Below are 17,294 nucleotides of genomic sequence, written 5' to 3' on the forward strand. Positions count from 1 at the left end.
CGGCACCGGCCGTCTAGCGTGGCGGACATGGCAGAACAGGACGTGCACCGGGGCGGCCCGCCGCAGTGGTGGCGGCACGGGCCGCCCTGGTGGAACCGCCCGGACGGCGAGGAGGCGAGCCCCGGCCGCTGGCCCTGGCCGTCCACCGCGCTGTTCACGGCGTTCGTGCTCCTCGGCACCCATTTCTCCGCCCACAACCAGATCCGGCGGGAGCCGCTGGACGCGTACGCGGTCCTGCTGCTGTGCGTGACCTCGGGGCTTCTGCTGTGGCGCAAGCGGTACCCGGTGTTCGTCGTCTTCGGCACGGCGGCGGCGACCCTGGCCTACTTCGCCGCCGGATACCCGTACGGGCCGGTGTTCCTCGCCGTCGCCGTGGCCTGCTTCAGCGCCGTCGTCGCCGGGCACCCCCGTGCCGCGTGGGCGGCCGTGGGCGCGCTGTGGGCCGGACACGCGCTCATGGCGCTCTGGCTCTACCGGTGGCTGCCGCCCGCCGGGGACACCGCTTCCTCCTGGGGCCAGCAACTCGTCATCGGCACCTGGGTGGTGGCCGTCGTCGCGGTCTCCGTACTGGCCCGCGTCCGCCGTGAGCAGTGGGCGAAGGACCGGGCCGAGCGGGCCCAGGCGGCCCGGCGGCGCGCCGACGCCGAACGGCTGCGGATCGCCCGCGAACTGCACGACGTCCTCGCGCACAGCATCTCCGTCATCCACGTGCAGGCGGGCGTCGGCCTCGCGCTCCTGGACAGCGACCCGGAGCAGGCGCGCACGGCGCTCACCACGATCAAGGACGCCAGCAAGGAGGCTCTGGGGGAGGTGCGCCAGGTGCTCGCCACCCTGCGCGCCCCCGGCGACGCGCCGCGCGCACCGGCGCCCGGCCTGGACCGGCTGCCGGAACTGGTCGAGGCCGCGGCCGGCGCCGGTCTCGACGTCGAGGTCGAGGGTGAGCCGCCCCGGCTGCCGCCCGGCACCGACCTCGCCGCCTTCCGGATCGTCCAGGAGGCCCTCACCAACGTCGTGCGCCACTCGGGCTCGCGGCACGCGCGCGTGCGCATGGACATCGACCGGGAGGGCGGCGCGCTGCGCCTGCGTGTCGACGACGACGGGCCCGCGACCGGCGCCGACGCGGGCGGCAGCGGCAACGGTCTGGCCGGGATGCGCGAGCGGGCCGCCGCGCTCGGCGGCGGCATCGAGGCGGGCCCGCGGCCCGGCGGCGGCTGGCGGGTGGGCGCCGTGCTGCCCCTGATGACGGAGGAGGACCGGTGATCCGCGTACTGCTCGCCGACGACCAGTCGCTGGTGCGGGCCGGCTTCAGGGCGCTGCTCGACGCCCAGCGGGACATCAAGGTGGCCGGCGAGGCCGCCGACGGCGAGGAGGCGCTGCGCGGGGTGCGCGAACTGCGCCCCGACGTCGTGCTCATGGACATCCGGATGCCCCTGCTGGACGGACTGGCCGCGACCCGCCGCATCACCGGCGACACGGAGCTGACGGACGTCAAGGTGGTCATGCTCACCACCTTCGAACTCGACGAGTACGTCTTCGAGGCGATCCGCTCGGGCGCCTCCGGCTTCCTGGTGAAGGACACCGAACCGGACGAACTCCTGCGTGCGGTACGGGCGGTGGTGGCCGGGGACGCGCTGCTGTCGCCGGGGGTGACCCGCCGGCTGATCGCCGAGTTCGCCGCCCGCTCCAAGGCGCCGGCCGCCGCGGACGCCCTCGCCCGGCTGACCGAGCGCGAACGCGAGGTGATGGCCCTGGTCGGCATCGGCCTGTCCAACGAGGAGATCGCCCGCCGCCTGGTCGTCAGTCCGCTCACCGCCAAGACCCACGTCAGCCGGGCCATGGTGAAGCTCGGTGCCCGCGACCGGGCCCAACTGGTCGTCCACGCCTACGAGTCGGGGCTGGTGCGGCCGGGCTGGCTGGGCTGAGGGCGCCTGCCGCGACGACGCCCGGGCGGAGGGGAGAGACTCAGACGATCGCCGAGGTCTCCCGCCAGAGCCCGGCGAGCTCGGGGTCGCCCGTCACGCTCGGCACCGGTACCCGGTTCCACAGGGCCAGGTACAACTGCTCCGCCGTGCCCGCCAGTTCGGTGTCCGCCTCGCCCGAGTCCCCGAGCTCGGCGACCGGTGCGGCGTCCGACAGCCGTACGGTCCACACCGCCTCCGTGTCCGTGGCCCGCACCCGCAGCACCCGCGGCTTCTCCGTGCGGACCCGACTCCGGGACCGGGCGTGGAAGCCCCGCAGCAGCTCGTCGACGCCGTCCACGGCGAACTCCGCGCCGATCGCCGTCGGGGTGCCGCCGCGCGCCGACTCGGCGTCGTAGCGGTGCACCGCCGTCTCGTGCGCCTGCCGCCGGGCCCAGAAGGCCAGCGGCGAGGCAGCGGGCCCGGGATGGAATGTCCAGCACTCCAGGTCGGCGGGCGCCCCGGCCAGGATCTCCACGAGCCCGCGGTGGCTGTCGCGGTACCAGGCCACGAGCGCCTCACCGTCCAGGTCCGGCGGACCGCCCATGGGGCGCGGCGCCGCGCACCCGTCGGCCACGATGCCGGCGGCCCACCGGTGCACCACGCCGGTGTGCCGCAGCAGGTCCCGTGTCCGCCATCCCGGGCAGGCCGGCACCTCGGCGGCGGTGCCCGCCTCCTCGGCGGCCGCGGCCAGCAGCCGGCCCTCCCGGTCCAGTGCGTCGACGAAATCGGTGGTCTCCATGCGGGGAGTCTGCCGGACGGAACCCGGTCGGGGGGAGACCGGGGGAGGGTGCCGGCGCCCGGTACGGCACCGGGTCGGCGTATGCCGCGTTGCGGTGGGCCATTCGGCGGGTTCGGCTGGTGGGGACTCATTCCCCACGCTGCGGACGGCGATCATGACGATGTCCCCCTTCGGTGCCTCCTTCGGCGGCCCGGACCCGTTCTCCGAGATCCTCAACCGCTTCTTCGGCATGACCCCGGCCGCCTCGCCCCCGCAGGTCCAGCGGGTGCCGATCGGGCGGCTGCTCACCGAGTCCGCGCACGAGCTGATCAACCTCGCCACCCGGCGGGCGGCCGAGGGCGGCAGCTCCGACCTGGACACCGAGCACCTCCTGTGGGCGTGCACCCAGGTGGAGCCCTCCCGCGGTCTGCTCGACCGGGCCGGAGCCGACCCGGACCACCTCGGACGGGCTCTCGCCGAGGCGCTGCCCGGCGAGAGCGGCACCCCCTCCGCGCAGCCGGGCCTGACCCCGGCGGCCAAGCGCGTGCTGCTGCGTGCCTACGAGCGCTCACAGGCGTCCGGAGTGTCGTACATCGGGCCCGAGCACATCCTCGGGGCGCTGCTCGACACGCCCGGCGCCGCCGCGGCCCGCGTCCTGGCCGCCCACGGCATGGACCTCGACGGGCTGCGCCGCACCTCCGAGACGGCCGCCCGTGCCGAGGCCGCGCCGGGCGGGGGCGGGACCGCGAGCGACACGCCGACCCTGGACCGGTACGGGCGCGACCTGACCGAGGAGGCGCGGGCCGGGAAGCTGGACCCGGTGGTCGGGCGTGCCGCAGAGATCGAGCAGACCGTGGAGGTCCTCTCCCGGCGCGCGAAGAACAACCCCGTCCTGATCGGGGAGCCGGGCGTGGGGAAGACCGCGATCGTGGAGGGCCTCGCCCAGCGGATCGTCGCCGGGGACGTGCCCAGGACGCTGGAGAACAAGCGGGTGGTCGCCCTCGACCTCACCGGGCTGGTGGCCGGAGCGCAGTACCGGGGCCAGTTCGAGGAGCGCCTGAAGAACGTCATCGACGAGGTCCGGGCCGCCTCCGAGTCGACGATCCTGTTCCTCGACGAACTGCACACCGTCGTCGGCGCCGGCGCCACCGGCGAGGGCTCGATGGACGCGGGCAACATCCTCAAACCGGCGCTCGCCCGGGGCGAACTGCATGTCGTCGGTGCCACCACACTCGACGAGTACCGCCGGTACGTGGAGAAGGACGCCGCCCTGGAGCGCCGCTTCCAGCCCGTGACGGTGCCCGAGCCGACCGTCGAGGAGACGGTGCAGATCCTGGAGGGCCTGCGCGACTCCTACGAGGCCCACCACCAGGTGCGCTACAGCGACAAGGCGCTCGTCGCGGCGGCCGAGCTGTCGGACCGGTACGTCACCGACCGCTTCCTGCCCGACAAGGCCATCGATCTGCTCGACCAGGCCGGGGCGCGGGTGCGGCTGCGCTCCCTGGGCAGGTCCACCGAGGTCGTCGAGCGCGAGGACCGGCTCGCCAAGCTGCGCCGGGAGAAGGACCAGGCCGTCGCCGCCGAGGACTTCGAACGGGCCTCCGGGCTGAAGGACCGCATCGCGGAGGTGGAGTCGGAACTGGCGGGCCTCGCCGAGCGCCGCGAGGGCGTGCTGGAGGTGACCGTCGACGACATCGCCGACGTGCTGTCCCGGCGCACCGGCATCCCCGTGGCTCAGCTGACCGAGACCGAGAAGGAGCGGCTGCTGAAGCTGGAGGAGGCGCTGCACTCCCGGGTCGTCGGCCAGGACGAGGCGGTCACCGCGATCGCGCAGGCGGTGCGCCGCAACCGGGCCGGCATGAGCGACCCCGACCGCCCCGTCGGCTCCTTCCTCTTCCTCGGCCCGACCGGGGTCGGCAAGACCGAACTGGCCAAGGCCCTGGCCGAGTTGCTCTTCGGCGACGAGAACCGCATGGTCCGCTTCGACATGAGCGAGTTCCAGGAGAAGCACACCGTCTCCCGCCTCGTCGGGGCGCCTCCCGGCTACGTCGGTCACGAGGAGGCCGGCCAGCTCACCGAGAAGGTGCGCCGCCAGCCCTACAGCGTGCTGCTCTTCGACGAGGTGGAGAAGGCCCACCCGGACGTCTTCAACACGCTGCTCCAGGTACTCGACGACGGACGGCTCACCGACGCCCAGGGCCGCACCGTCGACTTCCGCAACACCGTGGTCATCATGACCTCCAACATCGGAGCCCAGCGGATCCTCGCCCACAAGGGCGATGTCGGCGCCGTCCGGGACCAGTTGATGGCGGACCTGCGCGCCCGGTTCCTGCCCGAGTTCCTCAACCGCATCGACGACATCATCGTCTTCCACGGCCTGAGCGAGGACGAACTGGGCCGGATCGTGGACCTGTTGCTGGAGCGGAGCCGGCGCCGGGTGAGGGCGCAGGGCCTGGAGCTGGAGATCACCGAACCGGCGAAGAAACTGCTCGTCGCGCACGGCCACCAACCGGAGTTCGGCGCCCGTCCACTGCGCCGCACCATCCAGGCGGAGCTGGACAACCGCATCGCCGACCTGCTGCTGAGCGACTCCGCCGGCCCGGGGGACACGATCGTGGCCGACGTGGTGGACGACGCCCTCGTCTGCCGTGTCGAGCACCCGGCGCCGGCGTAGCGGGGCCGGCGGGCCCGCAGAGCCGACCGGGTGTCCTACAGTGACTGCCGTCAGTCACGGCGACACGGCGATCTGTGAGGTACGCGCGAACCATGCCGACCGAAACGTTTGAGTTCCAGGTAGAGGCCCGTCAGCTGCTCCAGCTGATGATCCACTCGGTCTACTCGAACAAGGACGTCTTCCTGCGGGAGCTCGTCTCCAACGCCTCCGACGCGCTGGACAAGCTGCGGCTGGCGGCCCTGCGGGAGGACGTCCCGGACGCCGACGTGTCCGATCCGCACATCGAGATCGAGACCGACCCGGACGCCCGCACCCTCACGGTGCGGGACAACGGCATCGGGATGTCGTACGACGAGGTCGGGCAGCTCATCGGCACCATCGCCAACTCCGGTACGGCCTCCTTCCTCCAGGAGCTGCGGGAGGCCCAGGACGCGGGCGGGGCCGAGGGCCTGATCGGCCAGTTCGGCGTCGGCTTCTACTCGGGCTTCATGGTGGCCGACGAAATGACCCTGGTGACCCGGCGCGCCGGTGAGGGCCGGGGCACCCGCTGGACGTCCCGCGGTGAGGGCACGTACACGCTGGAACGGGTCGAGGACGTGCCGCAGGGCACGGCGGTCACGCTGCACCTCAAGCCGGCCGACCCGGACAACCAGCTCCACGACTACACCTCCGCCTGGAAGATCAGGGAGATCGTCAAGCGGTACTCGGACTTCATCACCTGGCCGATCCGGCTGGTCACCCCGCCTGCCGAGGCCGCTACGGCGGACCCTGACGCACCGGCGCGGGAGGACGCCCCGGCGGAGCCCGAGACGCTCAACTCGATGAAGGCGCTCTGGGCGCGCCCGCGCGAGGAGGTGTCCGACGACGAGTACCACGAGCTCTACAAGCACCTCGGCCACGACTGGCGCGACCCGCTGGAGACGATCCGGCTGCAGGCGGAGGGCACCTTCGAGTACCAGGCCCTGCTGTTCGTGCCCGCGCACGCCCCGCACGACCTGTTCACCCAGGGCGCCCGGCGTGGCCTGCACCTGTACGTGAAGCGCGTCCTGATCATGGAGGACTGCGACGCCCTGCTGCCGTCCTACCTCCGCTTCGTCAAGGGCGTCGTCGACGCCCAGGACCTCTCGCTCAACGTCTCCCGCGAGATCCTGCAGCAGGACCGGCACATCCGCATGATGCGGCGCCGCCTGACGAAGAAGGTCCTGTCCGCGGTCAAGGACATGATGGCCAAGGCCCCGGAGCGTTACGCCACGCTGTGGCGGGAGTTCGGCCCCGTGCTCAAGGAGGGGCTGGTCACCGACTCCGAGAACCGCGACGCCGTCCTCGCCGTCGCGTCGTTCGCGACGACGCACGGCGACGGCGAGCCGGTCACGCTGAAGGGCTACGCGGAGCGGATGAAGGACGGGCAGGAGGACATCTACTACCTGACCGGAGAGTCCCGGCAGAGCGTCGAGAACTCCCCGCACATGGAGGCGTTCCGCGACCGGGGCATCGAGGTGCTGCTGCTCACCGACCCCGTCGACGAGGTGTGGGTCGACGCCGTGGGCGAGTACGAGGGCCGGCGGCTGCGTTCCGTGGCCAAGGGCGAGATCGACCTCGGCGCGCGGCCCGAGGAGTCCTTGGGCGGCGAGCGGGAGAAGCAGGCCGAGGAGTACGCCGGGCTGCTCGGCTGGCTGACCGAGCGGCTCGCGGACGACGTCAAGGAGGTGCGTCTGTCCTCGCGCCTGACCGTCTCCCCGGCCTGCGTGGTCTCCGACGCGCACGACCTCACACCGGCCCTGGAGAGCATGTACCGGGCGATGGGCCAGGAGGTGCCGGCCGCCAAGCGGATCCTGGAGCTCAACCCGGGCCATGTCCTCGTCAAGGGCCTGAACCAGGCCTTCCGGGACGGCGAGGACCGGGCGCGGCTCACCGGGACCGCGGAACTGCTGTACGGCCTGGCGGTGCTCGCCGAGGGCGGCCGGCCGAAGGACCCGGCACAGTTCGTCAAGCTGGTGGCCGAGCGCCTGGAGCGCGCGCTGTAACCGCCGGCGGGCGGCGCGACCGCGTCAGCCCGTCGTGCGCCCCCACCGCGTGTCCACGCGGGCCCACTCCTCGGCCCACTGGTCCATGCGGTGGCGGTCAAGCCGGGCCCGGGCCAGCTTGGTGCCGCCGACGACCACGCCCACGGCGGCCGTCGCGGCCCAGAGTCCGCCGAGGGCCGCCTGGAAGGCGGCTTCCGCGTGCGAGACGGGCGGTGGGGTCAGGCGGCCGTGCCCGTCCGTCCACACCGTGACGTGGCTGCCGGGCCGCGCGGTGGCCGGGACCCTGGCGCGGCCCGAGTGCGCCGCGCCGTCCCGGTCGGTCCAGCGCACCGTGCCCCAGACCAGGGCGCTGCTCGTGGGCCGGGCGGCCGCCCGCGTCGCCTCCTGGGTCAGCGCGGCCGGCACCGGCCGGCTCCGGTCGCGCACCCCGTCGGCGCTCTGCCGCATCGCGCCCGCCGTCAGGAGCCCCGCGAGGAGACCGCCCGCCACGGCGAGGAGGCAGGCGGCGACCAGGATCCACGCCTCCACGACGTCACTGGCCCGCCGCAGCGGACTGCGCCGCCACCGCCACAGCCGGCGCTGCCACTCTCCCGCACGACGTGTCACCTTCGACACCCCCTCGTGAGCACCGACGGCCGCTCGGGGCGCCCGTCGTTCCCCGACGCTCGGCGGCTCCTCCTGCCAGTGTGCTCCCGGATGGGACCGCGGGCCCGCCCGGAGGGCTCGCCCCGGCGCGGGCGAGCCCTGGGCCCGGAGCCTTCTCCGTCACTCTCCGTCACGCATGGGCGGAGTCGGGCGTCGGGACCCGTCCGGGTTCCTGCTCCGCGGGCGTCACCGGCAGGTGCGGGGTGACGAGCAGGCGGTACGCCAGGGCGCCGATCACGCCGCCGATCAGCGGGCCGACGATCGGCACCCAGAAGTACAGATTCCCGTACTGGTCCCGCCAGGCCGTGCCGTATCCCGTGAGGTAGCTCGCGAGACGGGGGCCGAAGTCGCGGGCCGGGTTGATGGCGTAGCCCGCGTCCGCGCCCCAGGCCATGCCGATGGCCACGACCAGGAACCCGATGATCAGGGGCGCGAGGTTGGCGCCCGGCGGGGTGTTGAGCAGGTCGGTGACGGCGAAGATCAGCAGGACCAGGATCGCGGTGCCGATGATCTGGTCGCGCAGCGCGCCCCACTCGCTGACCGGGAAGACGCCGTTGCCGGGGAGGGTCGAGAAGACGCCCTGGGTCTTGATCGTGTGGCCCGGGTCGGCATCGGCGAGGATCTCGGTGTAGTTCCAGCGCACCAGCAGGGCCGCGACGAAGGCGCCGAGCGTCTGCGCCAGGGCGTAGGGCAGGACCTTGTGCCAGGAGAAGCCCTTGAAGCAGGCCAGGGCCAGGGTCACCGCGGGATTGAGGTGGGCGCCGCTGACACGGGCGGCGATGTAGACACCGAGCGTGACGCCGAAGCCCCACGCCCAGGTGATGCTGTCGTGATCTCCGAGCTTCCCGGCCACGACCTGCGCGACCACACCGCAGCCGAACAGGATGAGGACCATTGTGCCCAGGAACTCGGCCGTGAGTTCGCCGATCAGTCCCCGTCTGGACGTCCCGTCTGCCATGGGGCACCGCCTTCCACTCGTACGAGGATGGGCGCATTTCGGCCGCGAGCGTACCGACGTGGTGCTGGACGTCCAGGGGGCGGACGTCAAGCGGAAGTTGACCCTTTCACTTCGTGTACGGGCCGTGAGGTGGGGCGTGTTCGGCGGGGGTGCCGTGGCGAGGTCCCGCCGGGCGTGCGGTGCGGGCGTGCGTGCCCGGGCGGCGGGACGCGGTCGGACACGGATCGGTTAAGGCTCGCTCACGTATCGGTGTCCAAACGGTGAGCACGCCATGATGGAACCATGACGTTGGCCGCACGTGCTCTCGCCCAACTGGCCTCCTGGCCCGACCTGATGGAGGCGGCGCCGAGTTGCGGTACGGGGCAGGCCCTCAGCTCCGCGCGAGGCGAGATAGCCCACTTCCACTCCGACCGGGACGTCGACCTCCGGCTCACCGCCGGGGCCATCCGGCGGCTGGCGGGGGACCTGCGGCGGTTCGCGGCGATCCGGCTCGTGCCCGGGTCGCAGTGGGTGACGCTGCGTCTGGACGCCTCCGCGGACGTCGATCTCCTCATGACCCTGGTGAGCGTCGCCCTCCAGGCCCAGCAGCGCGCATCGGAGGACGTCCGGCCCGTCCCGGGGTGCAACGACTGCCGCGGTGTGGGCTTCTTCCGCGCCTGAGCGGACCGGGCGGGCCCGGGGCGGGGGCGGGGGGGCGAGCCGTCAGACGGTGACGACCCGGACGCCCGCCTCCTCGAACCGCCGCACCGTGTCCGGCCCCGCCGCCGTGTCCGTGACCAGCGTGTCCACCGACTCGGCCGGGCAGATGCGGGCGAAGGCGCGCCGGCCCAGCTTGCTGGAGTCGGCGGCGACGACGACCCGTTCGGCGCGTTCGCACAGCAGCCGGTTGACGGCGGCCTCCGCCTCGTCGTGCGCCGCGGCGCCGTGCGCCACGTCGAAGGCGACCACCCCGAGCACCGCCACGTCCAGGGTGATCTGACTCAGCACCCCGTCCGCCAGCGGCCCGATGAGCTCGTAGGACTGCGGGCGCGCGACGCCACCGGTCACCACGATCTTGAACTGGGGCCGTACGGCCAGCTCGTTGGCGATGTTCAACGCGTTGGTCACCACGGTCAGCGCCGGGGAGCCGGAGGGCCCGGGGGAGCCGGACGTCCCCGGCGCGGTGGAGGCCAGATCGCCGCGCACCGCCAGGGCGCGGGCCACCTCCGTCGTGGTCGTGCCGCCGGTCAGGCCCACCGCCTCCCCGGGCGACACGAGGTCCGCGACCGCCTTGGCGATCCGCTGCTTCTCGGAGGCGCGGCGGGCCGTCTTGTACCGCAGCGGCAGCTCGTAGGAGACGCCGTGCACGACGGCCCCGCCCCGCGTGCGCACGAGCATCTGCTGCTCGGCGAGCTGGTCGAAGTCCCGGCGGATGGTCGCGGCCGACACGCCCAGCTCGGCCGCCGCCTCCTCGACGTCCAGCCGGCCGCGCTCGACGAGCAGCTCCAGCAGCGCCTTCCAGCGGGCGTCGCGCGACATCCGCGGGCCTCCGTTCCCTCGATCCCCCGCGACCCTAACGCACGCGGCACCCGCCGTGATGCTTGATTGTGCGCGAAACCGAACGCTATCTTGCAGGAACAATCACCAGGCATCGCCAGGGAAAGAGTGAGGGCGGCATGACGCATGTCGAGGACGAGCTGAGCAGCCAGCCCGAGTGCTGGACCCGCGCCGCGGCCGAGGCGACCGAGCAGGGCCGGGTCCTCCCGGCGCCGGGGGAGCGGGTCGCGATCGTCGGCTGCGGCACCTCGTACTTCATGGCCCAGGCGGCCGCCGCCCTGCGCGAGGGCGCGGAGGAGGGCGAGACGGACGCCTTCGCCGCCTCCGAGTTCCCGTACGGCCGCGCCTACGACCGGGTGCTCGCCCTCACCCGCTCCGGCACCACCACCGAAGTCCTCGATCTGCTCGGCCGGTTGAAGGGCCGCACGCGCACGACCGCCGTCACCGCGGACCCGGACACGCCCGTCATGGGAGTCGCCGACGACGTCGTGGTGCTCGACTTCGCGGACGAACGCTCCGTGGTGCAGACCCGGTTCGCGACCACCGCGCTCACCCTGCTGCGGGCCCACCTCGGGCTGCACACCGACGGCGTCGTCGACGACGCCCGCACCGCACTCGCCGAGCCGCTGCCCGAAGGACTCGTGGACCGCACCCAGTTCACCTTCCTCGGCCGCGGCTGGACGGTGGGGCTCGCCAACGAGGCCGGGCTGAAGATGCGGGAGGCCTCGCTGTCCTGGACCGAGGCCTACCCGGCGATGGAGTACCGGCACGGGCCCATCAGCATCACCGCCCGCTCCACGGCCACCTGGATGCTCGGCCGGGCACCGGAGGGACTCGCCGACCAGGTGCGCGCCACCGGCGCCCGGTGGATCCAGGGCGAACTCGACCCCCTCGCCGAACTCGTCCGCGTCCAGCGCCTCGCCGTCGCCGTCGCCGCCGCCCGCGGCCTCGACCCGGACCGGCCGCGCCACCTGACCCGTTCGGTGATCCTCACCCCCTGACCCGGGCCCTGACCCGAACTCCTGGCTCACACCTCCTGATCCGAGTCCCCCGAAAGGACAGGCCGTGCCGCTTGCAGCCACCGGCGAGCTGGTCACCGCGGCCGCCGCCGCGCGCTCCGCCGTCGCCGCGTTCAACGTCATCACGCTGGAGCACGTCGAGGCCGTCGTCGCCGGCGCCGAGGCGGCCGGCGCCCCCGTCGTCCTCCAGGTCAGCGAGAACGCGGTCAAGTTCCGCTACGGGCGGGTGCTCCCGCTCGCCCGCGCCGCCGTCGCCGCCGCCGAACGCGCCCGCGTGCCGGTCGCCCTCCACCTCGACCACGTGCAGAGCGACGACCTGCTCCGCCAGGCCCGTGACGCGGGCTTCAGCTCCGTGATGTACGACGCCTCCCGGCTGCCGTACGCCGAGAACCTCGCCGCGACCGGGGCCGCCACCGACTGGGCGCACGCCCAAGGGCTGTGGATCGAGGCCGAGTTGGGAGAGATCGGCGGCAAGAACGGCCGGCCGCCGCTCGACGCCCACGCCCCCGGTGCCCGCACCGACCCCGCCGAGGCGAACGCGTTCGTGACCGACTCCGGGGTGGACGCGCTGGCCGTGGCCGTCGGCAACACCCACGCCATGACCGTGCGCACCGCCGCCCTCGACCACGACCTGATCAAACGCCTCGCCGGCGCACTGGACGTTCCGCTCGTCCTGCACGGCTCCTCCGGCGTGCCCGACGCCGAACTGACCGCGGCCGTCGCCGGCGGCATCGCCAAGGTCAACGTCGGCACCGCCCTGAACATCGCGATGACCGGGGCGATCCGCGACTTCCTCGCCGGCCGGCCCGAGGCGGTCGACTCGCGCACCTACCTCGGGGTGGGCCGTGAGGCCATGGTGGCGGAGGTGCGGCGGCTCGTCGCGCTCCTCGGCTCCGGGCGCCCGCCGGCTACCTCCTGACCGCCCTCAGCACCACGAACTTCGGGTCGCTCGCGACCAGTTCACAGGCGCCGAACAGACGCCGCAGCTTGACGTGGTACCCCAGGTGCCGGTTGCCGATCACCCACAGCTCGCCGCCGGGGCGCAGCACGCGCCGCGCCCCGGTGAACATCCGCCACGCCGTCGTGTCCGTCGTCGCCTGGTGGGAGTGGAACGGCGGGTTGTTGAGCACCAGGTCCACGCTGCCGTCCGGTATCCCGGCCAGCCCGTCGCCGACCCGGAACTCGGCGTGCCCCGGCACGCCGTTCGCCCGGTACGTCGCCTCCGCCGACGCCACGGCCTGGAACGACTCGTCCACGAACAGCACCTCGGCCTCGGGGTTCGCCAGCGCCACGGCCGTCCCCACCACGCCGTTGCCGCAGCCCAGGTCCACCACCCGCCGCGCGCCGCGGCTCCGCGGCAGGTGCCCGAGGAAGAAGCGGGTGCCGATGTCGAGCCGGTCCGCGCAGAAGACGCCTGCGTGGTTGACGACGGTCCGGCCGGAGACGGCGCCGATCCCCTCGGGCAGCGCGTAGCGGTGCGGCCACGGGTTGGCGGGGCGCCGCACGGACGCGTCCGGGGTGCAGAAGATCAGCCGTGCCTTGCGCTCCGCGAGCGAGGTCCGGGTCGGCCCGAGCACCCGCTCGAACAGCTGCAGCGTGGAGGTGTGGATCTCCTTCACCATGCCGGTGCCGACGACGAGTGTGCCCTCGTGCACCGCGGGCGCCAGCCGCAGCAGCTGGTCCTCCAGCAGGGCCAGGCTCTTGGGCACCCGCACCAGGAGCACGTCGACGCGGCCGGGCGGCGGATCCTGGGTGGTGAGCAGACGTACCGTACCGGTCTCCACGCCGTTGCGGGCGAGGTTGGCGCGGGTCGCCTCCTGGGTCAGGTACGAGTCGGTGATCTGCACCGGCCGGTGCGCGGCCAGCGCCGTGACCAGCGCGCCCCAGCGGTCCCCGACCACCACGACGGTTCCGGACAGCCCCGTCCCGGGCTCCCGGCCCGGCTCGTCCGCCTCCCGCTGCGCGAGGTGCCGCAGCAGGTACTCGTCGGAGGCGTCCCAGGCGCGCAGCCGGTCGCGGGGGTCCTCGGGGAAGCGGGCCAGCTCCAGCTCGCCCCAGGGCGTCGTCATACGGTCGTTCATCGTCCGACAAGGCTAGCGGAGCCGCAGCTCAGGCCCGGTCGGCCGGGGCGGGCGCCGCGCTCTGGCGGGGGCGCCGCGGCCGATGCGCGAGGATGGACGGCATGGACGCCGAGCTGTTCCCCCGGGCGCGTACGGAGATCGCGCCCGGTGCCGTGCACGTGCCCGACTGGCTGGACGGCGAGCGGCAGCGCGCACTGCTCACGGCCTGCCGGGAGTGGGCCCGCCCGCCGGCCGGCCTGCGCACCGTGCGCACCCCCGGCGGCGGCACGATGACCGCACGGCAGGTGTGCCTGGGCTGGCACTGGTACCCCTACGTCTACGCCCGCACCGTCGTCGACGGCGACCGGGCGCCGGTGAAGCCGTTCCCGTCCTGGCTGGGCGAGCTGGCCCGGCGCGCGGTGGCCGACGCGCTGGGCCCGGAGGCGGTGCCGGAGGCCGCGTACGACATCGCACTGGTCAACTTCTACGACGCCGGCGCCCGCATGGGCATGCACCGCGACGGCGACGAGAAGTCGGCCGCGCCCGTCGTCTCCCTCAGCCTCGGCGACACCTGCGTGTTCCGCTTCGGCAACACCGAGACCCGGACCCGGCCGTGGACCGACGTCGAACTGCGCAGCGGCGACCTGTTCGTGTTCGGCGGCCCCGCCCGGCTCGCCCACCACGGCGTGCCCCGCGTCCACCCGGGCACCGCGCCGCCCGAGTTGGCGCTCACCGGACGGCTGAACATCACCCTCCGGGTGAGCGGCTTCTGACTCACGGCGCCGGTCACGGCACCTGAGGATCATGGGAGACTCGCCCTCATGAGCGGCAAGGCGGACCCCCGGACGGCGGGGGAAGGGACCACCTCGAGGACGCGGCTGGACCGGGGGCGCGGTGCGCTCGGCCCCGCGCTGGAGCTCGTGCACACGGGACGCGCCCCGACCCGGGCCGTGCTCACCGCCGAGCTCGGGGTCACCCGGGCGACGGCGGGCGCGGTGGCGGCGGAGCTGGAGGCGCTGGGCCTGATCCGGGTGGACGCCCGTCCGGGCGCGGCGGCCGGGTCGCAGGGGCGCCCCTCGCACCGGCTCGCGGTCGCCGAGAACGGCCCGGTCGCGCTGGCCGCGCAGGTGCACGCCGACGGGTTCCGCGCGGCCCTGGTGGGCCTGGGTGGCCGGATCGTGGCGACCGCGCCCGGCTGCGAGACCGTCGACGCCGATCCGTCCAAGGTGCTCGGCTCCGTCGTGGAGGCCGGCGCCGAACTGCTGCGCGCGACCGGGCGGCGCTGCGTCGGCGCCGGGCTCGCCGTGCCGTCGGCGGTCGCCGAGCCGGAGGGGCTCGCGTTGAACCCGCTGCACCTCGCGTGGCCCGCGGGCGCGCCGGTGCGCCGGATCTTCGCCGAGTGCGTGCGCGCCGCCGGGATCACCGGCCCCGCCTTCGCGGCCAACGACGTCAATCTCGCGGCGCTGGCCGAGCACCGGCACGGCGCGGGCCGGGGCGCCCGCGACCTGCTGTGCGTGGCCACCGGCCACCGGGGCGTGGGCGGTGCGCTGGTGCTGGACGGGCGGCTGCACACGGGCAGTTCCGGTCTGGCCCTGGAGGTCGGCCACCTCACCGTCAACCCCGAGGGCCGCCCCTGCCACTGCGGCAGCCGCGGCTGCCTCGACGTCGAGGCCGACCCGCTGGCCTTCCTCACCGCCGCGGGCCGCGAGGTGGGCCCCGAGGTGTCGCTGCTGAAGCAGGCGCACGACCTGATCCGCGACCACTACGACGACCCCGCCGTCCGCGCGGCCGTCGAGGCCCTCATCGACCGCCTGGGCCTCGGCCTCGCCGGTCTGGTGAACATCCTCAACCCGGACCGGATCATCCTCGGCGGCCTGCACCGCACCCTGCTCGACGCCGACCCGGACCGGCTGCGCGCCGTCGTCGCCGACCGGAGCCTGTGGGGCCAGAGCGGCGGCGTCCCCATCCTGCCCTGCACCCTCGACCACAACAGCCTGGTGGGAGCCGCCGAGCTGGCCTGGCAGCCGGTCCTCGACGACCCCTTGGGCGCCCTGACGTGACCCCCGCCCCCACCCCGCCACCACCGTGACCCCGGCCCGCCGCCCGCCACCCCAGGCTTCCCCATCCCCGTCGTCCGGCTCCTGCCGGCCGATCGGCTCCGCCTGACCGAGGCGGCGCTGCCCCCGCTGTCGGCCGCCGAACGCCAGGCCCGTGACCGGGTCTGGGAGGAGGCGGTGCGCACTCAGCCGGCCCTCTTCGACGGACCCGTCGTGGTGTGCGCGGGGCTGGAAGAGGACGGGCCCCGCGCCCTCGCCCTCTCCTGGGCACGCACGACCTACCGGCACTTCGCCCTGCGCCGGGTTCCCGGGCTCACCGCGTGGCTGCCGTCGCTGTTCGTGGCGGTCGTCCAGCCATCGGCCGACGGGCGGGTGCTGGTGGGGCGGACGGCGCCGTCGACCGCCGTGCCCGGCCGGTGGCAACTGCCAGGCGGCTCCGTGGAACCGCCGGACGGTGACGGGCCCCTGGACGAGCGGGGGCTGCGCGAGAACGCCGCACGGGAACTGGCCGAGGAGACCGGTGTCGACCTCGCACCGGACGCGCTGCGCCTGTGGCTGGTCACCCACGGTGCGCGCGGTCACACCGGCGTCCTCTACCGCGCTCCCGCTCTGCCGCCGGACCTGCTGCGCGGCCGCCGCGCGGCCCTCGTGTGCGCGGAGACGGCGGCGGGACGTGAGCCGGAGTTCGACCGCCTGGCCCTGGTGCGCGCCCCGCACGAACTGGCGGCCCTGGGCGACACCCGCGTGGACTACCTGGAGCCGGTCGTCCACCGCTGCGCGGCGGCGTCCGGGTCCTGAGCGCGGGCGCGCCCGGCAGCTCCGCCGTCCTGCGGGGCCGGGGCCGGGCGGACCCACCAGTGGCGGCCCCGCCGCAGGAACTTCCTTCCGGGGGCGGACAGGTGCAGGACCTGGAAGACGTCGCCGTCGTGCCGTGGGGCGCCGGCCGCGGCGGGATGCCGGGTCCAGCGGGAGAGGTGCACCACCTCCCAGCGGTGGGTGGTCAGGGCGGCCGCCGCCAGGACCGCTCCGTCCGGACCGGCCAGCCGCGCCGTCTCCCGAGCCGCGTCGTCCATGAACGCGGCCAACTCCACGCCGTCCGGGACGGGTGCCGTACGGCCAGGGCGGCGGGGGAGTCGCTGGCGGCGCCCTCCTCGAAGGCACCCCGGTCCACTGCCGCACGGCGGGCCGCCCGAAGTCGTCGACGAGTCCCTGGAAGCCGCCGGAGAGGAAGGAATTCCGGCCCGCCGCCCACGGATCCGGTCGAGCGTCTCGTCGACCGGCGCGCGCAGCTCGTCGCCGGCGACGACGTCGGGGTCCATCGTCAGACGGCCGACCGGGCAGCCGCGCGGCACGTCGCGTTCGCGCCGCAGATACGCCTCGACGCGGTCGTACGGCGTGCCCGGGCCGCCGAGTACTCCCTTCGCGGTAGCCGGCAGCTCCCCGGCCGTCCGGCGGATCGCCGCCGGCGCCAGGCCGGGCTTGCCCTCGAAGGCTGGTAGGTACAGGAGTCGAGGCCCGGAGGAGCAGGCGCGGGCGCGCCCCGTACTTCCCGGGAGGTACGCGCACGGCCGCCGGCCGTACGACGACCCGGGCCCCGTCCCGGAGCCACTCTCGGAACATCACCGCAGAACCTCCGAGGAGA

General features: G+C 74.3%; 16 protein-coding genes and 1 pseudogene. 10 read left to right on the forward strand and 7 right to left on the reverse strand.

The window, feature by feature from the left end; genetic code table 11:
• Positions 1-18: 18 nt before the first annotated feature.
• Positions 19-1,260 carry a sensor histidine kinase gene (locus ACIPM1_RS07240; protein WP_402430105.1) on the forward strand — a complete coding sequence of 414 codons (1,242 nt, stop codon included), beginning with the start codon at positions 19-21 and terminating at the stop codon, positions 1,258-1,260.
• The gene (locus tag ACIPM1_RS07245; protein ID WP_402430108.1) at positions 1,257-1,922 is read left to right on the forward strand and encodes a response regulator; all 666 of its coding nucleotides are present in this window, start codon (positions 1,257-1,259) and stop codon (positions 1,920-1,922) included. The genes ACIPM1_RS07240 and ACIPM1_RS07245 overlap by 4 nt, the downstream gene beginning before the upstream one ends.
• A gap of 40 nt (positions 1,923-1,962) precedes the next feature.
• Here ACIPM1_RS07245 and ACIPM1_RS07250 read toward each other — a convergent pair whose 3' ends face one another.
• A complete protein-coding gene (locus ACIPM1_RS07250; protein ID WP_402430111.1) occupies positions 1,963-2,700 on the reverse strand; it encodes a maleylpyruvate isomerase family mycothiol-dependent enzyme in 738 nt (245 codons plus the stop codon).
• 154 nt (positions 2,701-2,854) lie between these two features.
• Between ACIPM1_RS07250 and ACIPM1_RS07255 the strand changes: the two genes are divergently transcribed.
• Together ACIPM1_RS07255 and htpG are read left to right on the forward strand one after the other, a co-directional pair.
• Entirely contained in the window at positions 2,855-5,353 is a 2,499-nt protein-coding gene (locus ACIPM1_RS07255; RefSeq protein ID WP_402430113.1) for an ATP-dependent Clp protease ATP-binding subunit, read from the forward strand.
• A gap of 92 nt (positions 5,354-5,445) precedes the next feature.
• A complete protein-coding gene (gene htpG, locus ACIPM1_RS07260) occupies positions 5,446-7,377 on the forward strand; it encodes a molecular chaperone HtpG (protein WP_402430116.1) in 1,932 nt (643 codons plus the stop codon).
• Positions 7,378-7,401: 24 nt separating this feature from the next.
• On the opposite strand, the gene ACIPM1_RS07265 is transcribed toward htpG, so the two are convergent.
• Positions 7,402-7,983 (reverse strand): hypothetical protein, encoded by a 582-nt coding sequence (locus ACIPM1_RS07265; protein ID WP_402430119.1) that lies wholly within the window; start codon positions 7,981-7,983, stop codon positions 7,402-7,404.
• 169 nt (positions 7,984-8,152) lie between these two features.
• The gene (locus ACIPM1_RS07270) at positions 8,153-8,980 is read right to left on the reverse strand and encodes an MIP/aquaporin family protein (RefSeq protein WP_402430122.1); all 828 of its coding nucleotides are present in this window, start codon (positions 8,978-8,980) and stop codon (positions 8,153-8,155) included.
• Positions 8,981-9,262: 282 nt separating this feature from the next.
• Here ACIPM1_RS07270 and ACIPM1_RS07275 point away from each other — a divergent pair, with 282 nt between their 5' ends.
• Complete coding sequence (locus ACIPM1_RS07275; RefSeq protein WP_402430125.1) at positions 9,263-9,640, forward strand: luciferase family protein; 378 nt, start codon at positions 9,263-9,265, stop codon at positions 9,638-9,640.
• A gap of 42 nt (positions 9,641-9,682) precedes the next feature.
• Here the strand turns inward: ACIPM1_RS07275 and ACIPM1_RS07280 are convergent, their stop codons facing one another.
• Positions 9,683-10,498, reverse strand: coding sequence for a DeoR/GlpR family DNA-binding transcription regulator (locus tag ACIPM1_RS07280; RefSeq protein WP_402430128.1), 816 nt, complete (start codon positions 10,496-10,498; stop codon positions 9,683-9,685).
• Positions 10,499-10,635: 137 nt separating this feature from the next.
• On the opposite strand from ACIPM1_RS07280, the gene ACIPM1_RS07285 reads away from it, so the two are divergent.
• Together ACIPM1_RS07285 and ACIPM1_RS07290 are read left to right on the forward strand one after the other, a co-directional pair.
• A complete protein-coding gene (locus ACIPM1_RS07285; protein WP_402430131.1) occupies positions 10,636-11,517 on the forward strand; it encodes an SIS domain-containing protein in 882 nt (293 codons plus the stop codon).
• 64 nt (positions 11,518-11,581) lie between these two features.
• A complete protein-coding gene (locus ACIPM1_RS07290; RefSeq protein ID WP_402430134.1) occupies positions 11,582-12,454 on the forward strand; it encodes a ketose-bisphosphate aldolase in 873 nt (290 codons plus the stop codon).
• On the opposite strand, the gene ACIPM1_RS07295 is transcribed toward ACIPM1_RS07290, so the two are convergent.
• The gene (locus tag ACIPM1_RS07295; protein WP_402430726.1) at positions 12,444-13,604 is read right to left on the reverse strand and encodes a methyltransferase; all 1,161 of its coding nucleotides are present in this window, start codon (positions 13,602-13,604) and stop codon (positions 12,444-12,446) included. The genes ACIPM1_RS07290 and ACIPM1_RS07295 overlap by 11 nt on opposite strands.
• A 113-nt stretch (positions 13,605-13,717) precedes the next feature.
• On the opposite strand from ACIPM1_RS07295, the gene ACIPM1_RS07300 reads away from it, so the two are divergent.
• From ACIPM1_RS07300 to ACIPM1_RS07310, 3 genes are all read left to right on the forward strand, one after another.
• Entirely contained in the window at positions 13,718-14,368 is a 651-nt protein-coding gene (locus ACIPM1_RS07300) for an alpha-ketoglutarate-dependent dioxygenase AlkB family protein (protein ID WP_402430137.1), read from the forward strand.
• 48 nt (positions 14,369-14,416) lie between these two features.
• Positions 14,417-15,655, forward strand: coding sequence for an ROK family protein (locus ACIPM1_RS07305; protein WP_402430139.1), 1,239 nt, complete (start codon positions 14,417-14,419; stop codon positions 15,653-15,655).
• 174 nt (positions 15,656-15,829) lie between these two features.
• Positions 15,830-16,450, forward strand: a complete 621-nt coding sequence (locus ACIPM1_RS07310) for an NUDIX hydrolase (RefSeq protein ID WP_402430142.1) — start codon at positions 15,830-15,832, stop codon at positions 16,448-16,450.
• Here the strand turns inward: ACIPM1_RS07310 and ACIPM1_RS07315 are convergent.
• Together ACIPM1_RS07315 and ACIPM1_RS07320 are read right to left on the reverse strand one after the other, a co-directional pair.
• Positions 16,402-16,725, reverse strand: coding sequence for a hypothetical protein (locus ACIPM1_RS07315; protein ID WP_402430145.1), 324 nt, complete (start codon positions 16,723-16,725; stop codon positions 16,402-16,404). The genes ACIPM1_RS07310 and ACIPM1_RS07315 overlap by 49 nt on opposite strands.
• 159 nt (positions 16,726-16,884) lie before the next feature.
• Positions 16,885-17,142: pseudogene (locus ACIPM1_RS07320) on the reverse strand (TetR/AcrR family transcriptional regulator); the annotation flags it as partial.
• Positions 17,143-17,294: the final 152 nt, after the last annotated feature.

The sequence above is a fragment of the Streptomyces sp. NPDC086766 genome (assembly GCF_044746005.1).
GTDB lineage: Bacteria > Actinomycetota > Actinomycetes > Streptomycetales > Streptomycetaceae > Streptomyces.